This window comes from Azospirillaceae bacterium, assembly GCA_028283825.1.
GTDB lineage: Bacteria > Pseudomonadota > Alphaproteobacteria > Azospirillales > Azospirillaceae > Nitrospirillum.
Genome location: JAPWJW010000003.1, coordinates 1,426,674 through 1,440,383, shown reverse-complemented (window position 1 = coordinate 1,440,383; position 13,710 = coordinate 1,426,674). Strand labels below are relative to the sequence as shown.

Here is a 13,710-nt window from a genome sequence, read left to right as displayed (position 1 = left end):
ATCCGGCGCCCGCTCAACGAGGCGCCGACCCGTTCGAGGCGAGGAGCACACCAATGACCAAAGTCGTTATCGCCGGTTACGCCCGGTCCCCGTTCACGCTGGCCAACAAGGGGGACCTGGTGAGGGTTCGCCCCGACGACCTGGCGGCGACGGTGGTCAAGGCGCTGGTCGAGCGCACGGGCGTGAACACGGCCGACCTTGAGGATCTGATCGTCGGCTGCGCCTTCCCGGAAGGGGAGCAGGGCTTCAACGTCGCCAAGCTGATCGGCATGATCGCCGGCCTGCCGCAGTCGGTGGCGGGCGCCACGGTCAACCGCTTCTGCGGTTCGTCCATGCAGGCCATCCACATGGCGGCGGGCGCCATCGCGCTCGGCGCCGGCAAGGCCTTCATCGCCGCCGGTGTTGAAAGCATGACCCGCATTCCCATGGGCGGCTTCAACCCCATGCCCAACGCAGCCCTGAACGCCGCCAACCCTGGCGCCTACATGGCCATGGGCATCACGGCGGAAAACCTGGCCAAGAAGTTCGGCTTCAGCCGCGCCGACCAGGAGGCCTACGCCGTCGCCTCGCACAAGAAGGCGGCTGCCGCCCAGGCCGCCGGTCGCCTGGCCGATGAGATCGTGGCCATCGAGGTCAAGGGTAAGCTGGTGGACAAGGACGGCTGCATCCGTCCCGAGACCACCGCCGAGGGCCTGGCCGGCCTGAAGCTGGCCTTCGACCAGGCCGGCACCGTCACCGCCGGCACCTCCAGCCCCTTGACCGACGGCGCCTCGGCCACGCTGGTGACCAGCGAGGAATACGCCAAGGCCCACGGCCTGCCCATCCTGGCCCGCATCCGCTCCGTCGCGGTGTCCGGCTGCGATGCCACCATCATGGGCTACGGCCCGGTGCCGGCCTCGCGCAAGGCGCTGGAGCGTGCCGGATTGTCGGTGAAGGACATCGACATCGTGGAAAGCAACGAGGCCTTCGCCGTGCAGTCCATGACCGTCGCCCACGAACTGGGCTTCGATCCCGCCCGGGTGAACCTGGACGGCGGCGCCATCGCGCTGGGCCACCCGCTGGGCGCCACCGGCGCCCGCATCACCGGCAAGGCCGCCAGCCTGCTGAAGCGCGAAGGCAAGCAGTTCGCGCTGGCGACGCAGTGCATCGGCGGCGGCCAGGGCATCGCCACCGTCCTGGAAGCGGTCTGACCGGCCCGGTTGAGGAGAGATCCCATGGAGATCAAAAGCGCCGCCGTCATCGGCGCCGGGGTGATGGGCAGCGGCATCGCCGCCCACATCGCCAATGCCGGCATTCCCGTCTTCCTGCTGGACATCGTGCCCCAGGCCATCAAGGACAGCGGCGGCGACCGCAGCGCCGTCGCCAAGGGTGCCGTTGAAAAGCTGCTGAAGACCGAACCGGCCGCCTTCATGCACAAGGACGCGGCCCGGCTGGTCACGCCCGGCAACACCGAAGACGATCTGGAAAAGCTGAAGGATGTCGACTGGATCATCGAGGCGGTGATCGAGAACAAGGACATCAAGCACGCGCTGTATGCCAAGCTGGACGCGGTGCGCAAGCCGGGCTCGGTCGTCAGCTCCAACACTTCCACCATCCCGCTGGAAATCCTGCTGGAGGGTGCCAGCGACAAATTCGCCGGCGACTTCATGATCACCCACTTCTTCAACCCGCCGCGCTACATGCGGCTGCTGGAGATCGTGGCGGGACGCAAGACGCGGGCCGACGCGGTGGAGACCATCCGCCAGGTGTGCGACGTGCGCCTGGGCAAAGGGGTGGTGACCTGCAAGGACACCCCCGGCTTCATCGCCAACCGCATCGGCACCTACTGGTTCCAGGTGGCGGTGAACGCCACCGACGATCTGGGCCTGACGGTGGAGGAGACCGACCTTATCACCGGCAAGCCCATGGGCCTGCCCAAGACGGGCACCTTCGGCCTGCTGGACCTGGTGGGCATCGATTTGGGGCCCCACATCGCCAAGAGTCTCTTGTCCACCCTGCCGGCGCAGGACGATTACCGCCGCGTCTACCGCGACAACGCGCTGCAGACCAAGATGATCGCGGAGGGCTACACCGGCCGTAAGGGCAAGGGCGGCTTCTACCGCCAGACCAAGACGCCGGACGGCAAGCGCAACCGCGAGACCATCGACCTGAAGACCGGTGCCTACCGTCCGACGGTGAAGGCTGACCTGGCGTCGGCCAAGGAACGCGGCCTGAAGGCCCTGGTGACCCACCCCGACAAGGGCGGCCGCTATGCCTGGAAGGTGCTGAGCCAGGCCTTGGCCTACGCCGCCAGCCTGGTGCCGGAGATCGCGGACACCATCCTGGACGTCGATGCCGCCATGCGCCTGGGCTACAACTGGAAGCAGGGCCCGTTCGAGATGATCGACGCCCTGGGCACGGCCTGGTTCGCCGAGAAGCTGGAGGCTGACGGCCTGCCCGTGCCGGCCCTGGTGAAGCTGGCCGCCGGCCGGCCGTTCTATAAGGTTGAGGATGGGCGCCTGCACTACCTGACCACCGGCGGCGAGTATGCGGCGGTGGAACGCCCCGAGGGCGTGTTGCTGCTGTCGGACGTGAAGCGCGCATCCAAGCCCGTGGCCAAGACGGCGTCGGCGTCGCTGTGGGACATCGGCGACGGCGTGCTGTGCCTGGAATTCACCGGCAAAATGAACGCGCTGGACGACCAAGTGATGGCGCTCTATCGCAAGGCCATCGACATCATCGGCGATGGCAAGTCCGGTGCCTATAAAGCCCTGGTGGTGCATAACGAGGGCGACAACTTCTCCGTCGGCGCCAACCTGGGCCTGGCCCTGTTCGCGCTGAACATCGCCCTGTGGCCGCAGATCGAGCAGGCGACGTCGGAAGGCCAGCAGACCTACAAGGCCTTGAAGTACGCGCCCTTCCCGGTGGTGGGCGCGCCGTCGGGCATGGCACTGGGCGGTGGCTGCGAGATCCTGCTGCACTGCGACGCGGTGCAGGCGCACGCCGAAAGCTACATCGGCCTGGTCGAGGTCGGTGTCGGCCTGGTGCCCGGCTGGGGCGGCTGCAAGGAGATGCTGTACCGCCACACCTACAACAAGAAGCGCCCGGGCGGCCCCATGCCGCCCATTGCCAAGGTCTTCGAGACGATCAGCACGGCCAAGGTCGCCAAGTCGGCGTTCGAGGCCAAGGAACTGCTGATCCTGCGCCCGACCGACGGCATCACCATGAACCGCGACCGGTTGCTGGCCGACGCCAAGGCCAAGGCCCTGGAACTGGCCAAGGACTACACCGCACCGGAACCCTTGGAAATCCGCCTGCCGGGCCCCACCGCCCGTGCCGCGCTGGACATGGCGGTGGAGGGTTTCCACGGCCAGGGCAGGGCGACCGACCATGACGTGGTGGTGTCGGGTGAACTGGCCTGGGTGCTGAGCGGTGGCGACACCGACATCACCGCGGTGCTGACCGAGGATGACCTGCTGGATCTGGAGCGCGAGGCCTTCATGCGCCTGGTGCGCACACCCGGCACCATCAACCGCATCGATCACATGCTGTCCACCGGCAAGCCGCTGCGCAACTGACGTTCTGTCTTGGGACCGGGGCGGCCAGCCGCCCCGGGTTCCCCGAAAAGGAATTCCCCCGATGCCGACCTACAAGGCGCCGCTCGAAGACATCGATTTCGTCCTGAACGACCTGCTGCAGGTCGAGGACCTGACCAAGTTGCCGGGGTTCGAGGATGCCACCCGCGACCTCGTCACCAGCATTTTGGAAGAGGCGGCCAAGCTCTGCGAGAACGAGCTGCAGCCCCTGAACCGCCCCGGCCATGAAGAGGGCTGCCACTACGAGAACGGCGTGGTGCGCACGCCCAAGGGCTTCAAGGAAGCCTACCAGGCCTATGTCGACGGCGGCTGGCAGGGGCTGTCCATGGATCCCAAGTACGGCGGCCAGGGCCTGCCGCACGCCATCACCTTCGTGCTTGAGGAACTGCTGATCTCCGCCAACATGGCCTTCGCCATGTATCCGGGCCTGACCCAGGGGGCGTGGAACGCCATCCACACCCACGGCAGCGACGATCTCAAGGACACCTACCTGCCCAAGATGACCACGGGCGAGTGGTCGGGCACCATGTGCCTGACGGAACCGCAATGCGGCACCGACCTGGGCCTGATCAAGACCAAGGCCGTCCCCAACGACGACGGCAGCTACAGCATCACCGGCACCAAGATTTTCATCTCCGCCGGTGAGCATGACCTGACCAACAACATCATCCACCTGGTGCTGGCCAAGCTGCCGGACGCGCCGGCGGGCGTGAAGGGCATCAGCCTGTTCCTGGTGCCGAAGTTCCTGCCGACGGACGATAACCAGCCAGGGCCCCGCAACGGCGTCATGTGCGGCTCCATCGAGCACAAGATGGGCATCATGGCCAACGCCACCTGCGTCATGAACTTCGACGACGCCAAGGGCTGGCTGGTGGGTGAGCCCCACAAGGGCATGCGCGCCATGTTCACCATGATGAACGCTGCCCGCCTGGGCGTGGGCATGCAGGGCCTGGGCATCGCCACCGTCGCCTACCAGAATGCCGTCACCTACACCAAGGACCGCCTGCAGGGCCGGTCCCTGACCGGCGCCAAGGAACCGGAGAAGGCGGCCGACCCGCTGATCGTCCATCCGGATGTGCGCAAGAACCTGATGACCATCAAGGCCTTCACCGAGGGCGCCCGCGCCCTGGGATATTGGGTGGGCATCCAGCTGGACCAGGCCGATCACAACCCCGACCCGGCGGCCCGTGCCGAGGCTGACGAGTTCGTGGCCCTGCTGACCCCGGTGGTGAAGGCCTATTTCACCGACATGGGTTATGAGTGCGCCACCATGGCCCAGCAGATGTACGGCGGCCATGGCTACATCCGCGAATGGGGGATGGAACAGTTCGTGCGCGATGCCCGCATCGCCATGATCTATGAGGGCGCCAACGGCATCCAGGCGCTGGATCTGGTGGGACGCAAGCTGGGCCAGGACATGGGCCGCCTGCTGCGCCGCTTCTTCCACCCGCTGGCGGCGGAGCTGGAAACGGCGATGGAGGATACCGACCTGCTGGAATTCGCCGGCCCGCTGGCCAAGGCCTTCGGCAAGCTGCAGCAATCCACCGCCATCGTGGCGCAGAGGGGGATGAAGAACCCGGATGAGGCGGGGGCGGCATCCACCGACTATCTGCGCATGTTCGGCCTGGTGGCGCTGGGCTGGATGTGGCTGCGCATGGTGAAGGTCGCGAACGCCAAGCTGGCGGAGGGTGCCGGCGCCAAGGCCGGCTTCTATGAGGCCAAGATCAAGACCGCCCGCTTCTTCGTGCAGCGCCTGCTGCCCGAGGTGGATTTCCGCTTCAAGGCCCTGATGTCCGGGGCCAAGACCGTCATGGACCTGGAGGCCGAGCTGTTCTGATGCCCACAACGTGCTTTTTCCCGGCGGGGCCGGGCCACAGCCATTGCGCGACGGTCCGGCATCCCGCAAACTATTGAAATGAGAGGATCAAACGCCGGTCCCGGGCAAGTTGTCCCTGAGGTGGCGAGGTCCTTTGATAAAGCGTTTGGCCTGAGAATTACTCGCTAGACTAAACGGACGCGCGGGCGCGGTGACGACCCGGCGCATTAGGGAGGAAAAAGAATGAAGTGGACGAACACCGCGCTGATGGGCGGCGCCTTGGCCGTTTTCCTGGGCGGCATGGCGGCGGCCCAGACGGCGGCCGACCTGGGCAAGACCTTGACACCCAACGGCGCGGAAAAGGCGGCCAACAAGGACGGCACCATTCCGGAATGGACGGGCGGCATCACCACGCCGCCGGCGGGCTACAAGCCGGGCGGCCAATATGTGGATCCCTATGCCGGCGACAAGCCGCTGTTCACCATCACCGGCCAGAACGCGGGCCAGTATGCCGACAAGCTGCCGGAAGGCCTGAAGGCCCTGCTGAAGCAGTACCCGGACTACAAGCTGAACGTCTATCCGACGCACCGCAGCGCCTCGCTGCCCAAGAGCGTCTATGACGAGACCATCGCCAACGCCACCCGGGCCAAGCTGGTGGACGACGGCAATGGCGTTGAAGGCGCCAAGATCGGCGTGCCTTTCCCCATTCCGAAGACGGGCGTGGAGGTGGTGTGGAACCACGTCCTGCGCTGGAAGGGCAAGCAGGTGGAGCGCCAGTACGGCCAGGCCAACCCGCAGTCCGACGGCTCCTACACCATGATCAACATCGATGAAAAATCGAAGTTCCTCTACAACGACACCGGCCCGGACGGCCAGACCTCGCTGTATTTCCAGCAGGAAGTGACGGCGCCGGCCCGTCTGGCGGGTGAGATCCTGCTGGTGCATGAGACCATGGACCAGATCAAGGAACCGCGTAACGCCTGGACCTACAACCCCGGCCAGCGCCGCGTGCGCCGCGCGCCCAACGTCGCCTACGACAACCCCGGCACGGCGACCGACGGCCTGCGCACCTCCGACCAGCTGGACGTTTTCAACGGCTCCCCCGACCGGTACGAATGGACGCTGGTGGGCAAGAAGGAGATGTACGTCCCCTATAACGCCTATGATCTGCAGAGCGACAAGCACACCTACGACCAGATCATCAAGGCCGGCCACATCAACCAGGATTTCCCGCGCTATGAGCTGCACCGGGTCTGGGTGGTGGACGGCAAGCTGAAGTCCGGCACCAGCCACATCTATTCCCGCCGCACCTTCTATGTGGATGAGGACAGCTGGAACATCCTGGTCGCCGATCAGTACGACAACCGTGGACAGCTGTGGCGCGTGACCGAGGCCCACGGCATCAACTACTACGACATCCAGAGCTACTGGGCCGGCCTGTTCACCGTGTACGACCTGCAGTCGGGCCGCTACACCGCCAGCGGCTTCATCAACCAGGAAAAGCCCTACAACTTCAACGTCAACCTGTCGGCGTCCGACTTCTCTCCCGACAGCCTGCGCCGCGCCGGCGTGCGGTAAAGGCAACCAGTGACGGCGACGCGGCAGCTCCGCGTCGCCACGTCCCTCTACTCATTCCACACCTTCTTTCCTAGGACGCGACCGCGTCCGCCGGAAGTTTCCGGGGAGTGAAGCGGACTGGAAACTGAGGATAAGCCAAGGGCGTGGATGCGCCCGCCCGGCGCCTGAGGGGAAAACTATAAGATCGCGTCCGGCGGGTTCAGGGCCGCCGGACGCGTAAAGCCCGCGGGAGGAAGGACGCACCTCCCGCGGGCTTTTCCTTTTTCACCGGTGGAAATGGTGCCGGTCAAGCTTCCCTAAACGTAAAGCAGTATTTCAGGCCGCCCGGGCGCGGACCTTGGCCCGCCGGGCGATGCTGGCGGCGAATTCCGGCGTCTCGCGGCGGTTATGGTCGCCGCCCGCTGCTTGCCGGCCGGCGGCCGCTTCCTCGAAGGTCTGGCCGTTGGCTTCCAGGAAGGCCAGGAAGACGTCGGTGGGGTGGGCGGTGACGCGGTTGGTGTAGCGGGTGCGGTCGCCCTGGATGGCTTCCGCGATCAGTTCCCACACCACGTTGACCTGGGTCCGGCCCTTGGGCGTGAACACGTCGGAGATGGAGTTCATGCGGACGTAGGAGGGGGTGACCTCTTCCGCCACATAATGCTGGACCACCAGGCCGGTACCGATCATTTCCACATTGATGGACATGGGGCGGCCGTCATCGGTGGTGGTGACGCCGGCGGCGATGTGGTCGGGCACGCAGCAGCGCAGGTACTCCGCCTCCGGCAGGGTGAACAGCCAGTCGCCGATATCCACCTGGGCCAACGGCACGTCGATCTCGGCGCTATAGGCGGACTGGGACAGGATACGGTCGGTCAGGACTTGCATGATGGTTTCCTTGGTTGCCCGAGGTGGGGCTGCTCAGGGTGGGCCGGAAGGGCCCGCCGTCGAGGACAAGGAATACCGTTGGCACGGCCGGGCGATAACGACCGCTCTGCGCGAAACGTCTTGGCGCTAAACGCAAAGACCGGAACGGTGGCGGGAGCTTATTGCACGAGCGGCATGGGGCTTAACCCATGCCGCCGTAGGCCCCGACTGGGGCCGCCGGAGATTTACGGGGAGCGTCAGCGGACTGGAAATCGAGGATGAGGCAAGCCGGCGGACGCCGGCGCCCGCCGTTTGAGGACTACATTATGCCGTGGCTCGGTTCTCACCCGTCTGCTCCGGCATGCCGGGCAGGCGTACCGTCACCACGGTGCCGCGGCCGGGCACGCTGGCGATGTCCAGGGTGCCGCCCAGCATTTCCACGAAGCGCTTGGTCAGCGGCAGGCCCAGGCCGGTGCCACGCACGCCCGGCTGTTGCGCATCGCGGACCTGGCCGAAGGGCTTCAGCGCTACGGGCAGTTCGTGCGGCGCCATGCCCACGCCGGTATCGCGCACGATCAGGATCAGGGCGCCGCCCTTGGTGTCGGCCTGCACCTCCACCGTCACCCGGCCGCCGCGCGGCGTGAACTTCAGGGCGTTGGAGCCCAGGTTCAGGATGATCTGGCGGATCTTTTCCGGGTCGGTGCGCAGGCGCAACGGCTGGTCCGGCAGTTTCACCGCCAGGTCCACGCCGCAGTCGGTGGCCAGGGTGCGCAGCATGCGGGTGCTGTCGTGCACGGCGCGGCCGACATCGACCTCGCGCACGTCCAACGTGACCTGGCCCGACTCGGCCCGGCTCAGGTCCAGGGTGTCGTCCACCACGGCGGCCATGTGGCTGGCGGCGGCGTGCACGTCCTCGGCATATTCCAGGTAGCGGGCGTCGCCCATGGGGCCGTGGAATTCCCGCCGCAGCAGGTCGGCGAAGCCCAGGATGGCGTTCAGTGGCGTGCGCAGTTCGTGCGTGGCATGGGCCAGGAAGTCCGCCTTCTGGCGGATCTCCATGCGGGTCTGCTCCAGCGCCGACAGCAGCGTCCGCTCCCGCTCCTGCATCGCCTCCACCGATTCCAGCAGGCGGGCGGTGCGGTCCGTCACCTGCGCCTCCACCTGTTTCTGCTGCTGTGCCGATTGCCGGGTCAGGAACTGCAACTGGGCGGCGGCGGCGACTCGCGCCACGATGTCCATCGGCGGGCAGGCGGGGGCGATGAAGTCGCTTACGCCCCGTCGGCACGCCTCCTCCCGGGCGCGGGCGTCCAGTGTGCCGGCGCGCAGCAGGGTGGTGGGCCGTGCCGATGCGGGCAGGGTGTGCAACTGGGCCAGCGTGGCCATCAGATCGGCCACCGCCTCCGCGGTTTCCCCACCCTGGTCCAGCACCAGCACGTCGGGCGACAATTCCCGACAGTGGAGCGGCAAGGACCGGGCATCCTCCCGGCAATGGATGAAGCGGAAACCGCCATGGCGCAGCAGATCCACCAGAGTGATCAGGGCGCCCTGGTTGGGGTCCACCAGCAGGATGGTGGCGTTGCGCTGCGATTGGGCCAGAAAGCCGGCCGGGTCTTTGAATAGTCCGGGCATGTTGTCTCTAACGCTGATCCCGCTTTATACAACGAATCCGCGCGTATGTCGCTGTCCGTCCGCGCTTGAATCACTAAATGGGAAGTCTCGGGCAAGGCCATATCCAATATAGGAAAGACTAGGCCGGACGTATTAGACATGACGCATAAACAGGACGCGGACGGGTCGCCGTGTAACGGGGCGAGCGGAATTTTCCCTATTCTTCAGGGGATTGCGATGAAACAATATGTTGCGGCAGGTATACAATAGTGCGCCGGGCCAGCCATCGGCCGGCTTAAGGGTACGTTCGCCATCCCGACGGCCCTGGGGCGGCTGGCCCGAGGCGGTGGTTTCAGGACGATGCGGTCCAGCGGGCGGCCGCGTCGTCGTCTTCTTCCTTCGCCGCCACCCAGCGGGTGCCCTCCGCCGTCTCCTCCTGCTTCCAGAAGGGGGCCTTGGTCTTCAGCCAGTCCATCAGGAACCAGCAGGCCTCGAAGGCGGCGGCCCGGTGGGCGCTGGCGCAGGCCACCAGGACGATGCGGTCGCCGGGCAACAGGCGGCCATGACGATGGATGATCAGCACGGCGTCCAGCGGCCAGCGCGCCCGCGCCGCCGCCTCGATGGCGGCCAGCTGGCGCTCGGTCATGCCGGGATAATGTTCCAGGGTCATGGCGTCGACGGCCATGCCGCCGGCGAAATCGCGCACCAGGCCGACGAAGCTGGCGACACCGCCGATGGCCGTGTTGCCGTCGGTCAGGGACGCCAGTTCGGCGCCGACGTCGAAGTCTTCGGCCTGGACCTTGATGGCCATGTCAGCCGCCCGTCACCGGCGGGAACAGTGCCACCTCATCCCCCGCCGCCAGCGGATGGTCCAGCCCGACATAGTCCTGGTTGACCGCCACCTTGACGACGGCGCGGTTGGCCAGCGCGTCGGCATAGCCGGGGCCGCGGGCCACCAGCCAGTCGATCAGGTCGCCGGTGGTGTGGACATGGCTCGGCGGCGCCACATCCTCCTCCGCGGTGCCGATCTTGGTCCGCAGCCAGGCGAAATACAGGATGCGCATGATCTCAGGCCCCGGTGCGCACGGCATTGACGCCGGGCGTGGGGGCTGCGGTGGGGGCGGCCTTGACCGGCTGCTCGGCCGGCGCGGTGCCCGGGGGCGTCAGCATGTGGCGCAGGCCGGCGCGCAGATAGTCCCATCCGGTGATCAGGGTCAGCGCCGCCGCCAGCCACAGCAGGGTTTCGCCCACCGGCCGCACATGCAGCGCGTCGGGGCCGTGGTCGCCCACGATCAGCCAGCCGATGGCCATCAGCTGGATGGTGGTCTTCCACTTGGCCAGGCGCGATACCGGCACCGAGACGCGCAGGCCCGCCAGGAATTCGCGCAGGCCCGACACCGCCACCTCGCGCAGCAGGATGATGACGGCCGGCAGCACGGCATGGCCCACGATCTTATGGTCGGCCACCAGCAGGAACAGTACCGCCGCCACCAGCAGCTTGTCGGCGATGGGGTCGAGGAAGCGGCCGATCAGCGACTCCTCCTTCCAGGCGCGCGCCAGATAGCCGTCGAAATAATCGGTGATGGCTGCCAGCGCGAACAGGCCGGCGGCGGTCCACGCCGTCCACGCCGCCGGGAACCACAGCAGGGCCAGGATGACGGGGATCAGGATGATCCGCGACAGGGTCAACAGGTTGGGCAGGCTGGTCAGCATCGGGCGATCCCAGGGGCGATCACAGAGGGACGATCTTAAATGGCCGGTCATCCAACACACCTCGCCCGACCCTTGTTGCAAAGGTTCGGGTCGGGCGCGTTCCGGCTGGTCCATTGATCTGTAGTTTAACCGTCCGGATGGAAGTGGTCATAGATGATTTTGGCAACCGTGTCGGATATCCCCTCCACGGAGCGCAGATCGGCCAAGCCTGCACGCGATACCGCCTGGGCGGAACCGAAGTGCAGCAGCAGCGCTTTCTTCCTCTTAGGCCCGATGCCCGCCACCTCATCCAGCGGGCTGGCGCTGATCGCCTTCTCCCGCCGCTGGCGGTGGCTGCCGATGGCCCAGCGGTGGGCCTCGTCACGCAGGCGCTGCAGGAAATAGAGCACGGGGTCGCGCGGGTCCATGCCGAAGGGCGGACGCCCGGGCATGAAGAAGCGCTCGCGCCCGGCGTCGCGGTCGGGCCCCTTGGCGATGCCCACCAGCGGGATGTCGGACAGGCCCAGTTCGGCCAGCACCTCCACCACCACGCCCAACTGGCCCTCGCCGCCGTCGATCAGCAGCAGGTCGGGCCAGGTCTCGCCGCCGCGTTCCGGATCCTCCTTCAGGGCGCGCTCGAAACGGCGGGTCATGACCTCGCGCATCATGGCGAAGTCGTCGCCGGCGGCCTTGGGGTCGCGGATGTTGAACTTGCGGTAGGCGTTCTTGATGAAGCCGTCGGGGCCCGCCACCACCAGGCCGCCGATGGGGTGGGCGCCCTGGATGTGGCTGTTGTCGTAGATCTCGATGCGGGCGGGCGGCGCCTCCAGCCCGAAGATTTCCGCCACGCCGGCCAGCAGCTTGGCCTGGCTGCCAGTTTCCGCCAGGCGGCGGCCATGGGCCTCGCGCGCGTTGGTCAGGGCGTGGTCCATCAGGCGCTTCTTGTCGCCGCGCTTGGGCACGGCCAGTTCCACCTTGCGGCCGGCCCGCAGGGTCAGCGCCTCAGCCAGCAGGTCCTGCTCCTCCGGTTCCTCGCTGATCAGCACCAGGCCGGGGGCGGCGCGGTTGTCGTAGAACTGGGCGATGAAGGCGGCCAGCACTTCTGCCGTGCCCTGGTTCTTGTCGTGGCTGGGGAAATAGGCGCGGTTGCCATTGTTGCGCCCGCCACGGAAGAAGAACACCTGGACGCAGGTGCTGCCGCCGTCCTGGTAGGCGGCGATGATGTCCGCGTCCTCCATGCCCTCCATATTGATGTCCTGGTGGGCCTGGATGGCGGTCAATGCCCGGATGCGGTCGCGCATCTTGGCGGCGGACTCGAAGTCCAGCGCCTCCGACGCTTCCATCATGGCGTTGGCCATGCGGGTCTGGATGTCGCGGCTCTTGCCCGCCAGGAAGGCGGCCGCCTCATCCACCTGCTCGCCGTACTGGGCGCGGTTGACCCGGCCGACGCAGGGGGCGGTGCAGCGCTTGATCTGGAATTGCAGGCAGGGGCGGGTGCGGGATGAGAAGACGCTGTCGGTGCAGTTGCGCAGCAGGAAGGCGCGCTGCAAGGCGGTGATGGTGCGGTTGACGGCGCCGGCCGAGGCGAAGGGCCCGAAATAGTCGCCGGCCCGGTCGCGGGCGCCGCGGTGCTTGATCAGTGCCGGAAAGTCGTGATCCCGCGTGATCATGATGTGGGGGAAGGTCTTGTCGTCCCGCAGCAGCACGTTGTAGCGCGGCATCAGGCGCTTGATCAGGTTGGATTCCAGCAGCAGCGCCTCGACCTCGGTATGGGTCGTGACGAACTCCATGGTCACCGTTTCGGCCACCATGCGCTGCAGCCGGATGGGCAGCTTGGCCGGCATGGTGTAGTTGGCCACCCGGCGCTTCAGCGCGCGGGCCTTGCCCACGTACAGCACGTCGCCGTGCTCGTTCATCATGCGATAGACGCCGGGCGTCACCGGCAGGGTGCGCAGATAGGCCTTGATGGTCTCCACCCCCCGGTTCAGGTCGGCCACGGTGCGGCGGCGCGGCTTGGCCGCCCCGGGCGCCGTGTGCGCGTCGGTGTTCACCGTGTCTGAAGGCCCCGCGTCCGGAGGGGGCGGGGGCAGGGGGGTATCGTCGATGATGGCCATGCCGGACACTCTGCCGATTGCGCTTGCGGGGTCAATGGTCATGCACACGCCCTGTGGGGGTGCCGGCCGGCTCCCGGTTGTGGATCCCGCATCGCCGTAACGTATGGTCGATCCACCTTTCGGGTTACCTCAATGGTGCGAATCAAACCGCGTGAAGGCCCCGGTGGAAAACCCCACGATCTTCCACGGAACCTGTGGATAAGTTTGCGGAAAAATAGCTGACAGCGTGTGCCGCGCTAGGCGCCATAAGGCTTTCCGGATTTTGCCCAATTTTTAGGCATAAACAGCTATCTCATTGATTTTACTTAAAACCACTTCTGTCAATATCTAACAAATAGTTCATTTAGACCCAGATAAGGGTTGACAGGGTTTGTCTGATTTCAGGGGCGGGCGTTGTGTAAAACTTCCTGTCCTGCCGGTTTTCCAAGGGTTTCGCGGCACTTCCTTGGGATGGGCTTGAACGGCACGAAAGAATCACCACCCA

Annotated in this window: 10 protein-coding genes; 4 read left to right on the top strand and 6 right to left on the bottom strand. The window is 66.4% G+C overall.

Translation table 11 applies throughout. The features are described 5' to 3' along the window. Positions 1 to 53: 53 nt before the first annotated feature. The 4 genes from PW843_18510 (at position 54) to PW843_18495 (ending at position 6,969) form a co-directional block, all read left to right on the top strand. Positions 54 to 1,190: a thiolase family protein gene (locus PW843_18510; protein MDE1148580.1), complete on the top strand. Its 1,137-nt coding sequence runs from the start codon at positions 54 to 56 to the stop codon at positions 1,188 to 1,190. Positions 1,191 to 1,214: 24 nt separating this feature from the next. Continuing rightward, positions 1,215 to 3,557, top strand: a complete 2,343-nt coding sequence (locus PW843_18505) for a 3-hydroxyacyl-CoA dehydrogenase NAD-binding domain-containing protein (GenBank protein MDE1148579.1) — start codon at positions 1,215 to 1,217, stop codon at positions 3,555 to 3,557. Between the two features lie 61 nt (positions 3,558 to 3,618). Further along, positions 3,619 to 5,412, top strand: a complete 1,794-nt coding sequence (locus PW843_18500; protein ID MDE1148578.1) for an acyl-CoA dehydrogenase C-terminal domain-containing protein — start codon at positions 3,619 to 3,621, stop codon at positions 5,410 to 5,412. Positions 5,413 to 5,634: 222 nt separating this feature from the next. After that, entirely contained in the window at positions 5,635 to 6,969 is a 1,335-nt protein-coding gene (locus PW843_18495) for a DUF1329 domain-containing protein (GenBank protein MDE1148577.1), read from the top strand. Between the two features lie 315 nt (positions 6,970 to 7,284). Here PW843_18495 and PW843_18490 read toward each other — a convergent pair whose 3' ends face one another. The 6 genes from PW843_18490 to uvrC all read right to left on the bottom strand — a co-directional run bounded on the left by PW843_18490 (position 7,285) and on the right by uvrC (position 13,226). Then, entirely contained in the window at positions 7,285 to 7,833 is a 549-nt protein-coding gene (locus tag PW843_18490; protein ID MDE1148576.1) for a hypothetical protein, read from the bottom strand. A gap of 303 nt (positions 7,834 to 8,136) precedes the next feature. Then, positions 8,137 to 9,441 (bottom strand): ATP-binding protein, encoded by a 1,305-nt coding sequence (locus tag PW843_18485; protein MDE1148575.1) that lies wholly within the window; start codon positions 9,439 to 9,441, stop codon positions 8,137 to 8,139. A 331-nt stretch (positions 9,442 to 9,772) separates the two neighbouring features. Next, positions 9,773 to 10,231, bottom strand: a complete 459-nt coding sequence (locus PW843_18480; GenBank protein MDE1148574.1) for a molybdenum cofactor biosynthesis protein MoaE — start codon at positions 10,229 to 10,231, stop codon at positions 9,773 to 9,775. A gap of 1 nt (position 10,232) precedes the next feature. Continuing rightward, entirely contained in the window at positions 10,233 to 10,484 is a 252-nt protein-coding gene (gene moaD, locus PW843_18475) for a molybdopterin converting factor subunit 1 (GenBank protein ID MDE1148573.1), read from the bottom strand. Between the two features lie 4 nt (positions 10,485 to 10,488). Then, a complete protein-coding gene (pgsA, locus tag PW843_18470; GenBank protein ID MDE1148572.1) occupies positions 10,489 to 11,133 on the bottom strand; it encodes a CDP-diacylglycerol--glycerol-3-phosphate 3-phosphatidyltransferase in 645 nt (214 codons plus the stop codon). 125 nt (positions 11,134 to 11,258) lie between these two features. Next, on the bottom strand, positions 11,259 to 13,226 hold the full coding sequence (gene uvrC, locus PW843_18465) for an excinuclease ABC subunit UvrC (GenBank protein ID MDE1148571.1): 1,968 nt from the start codon (positions 13,224 to 13,226) through the stop codon (positions 11,259 to 11,261). Positions 13,227 to 13,710: the final 484 nt, after the last annotated feature.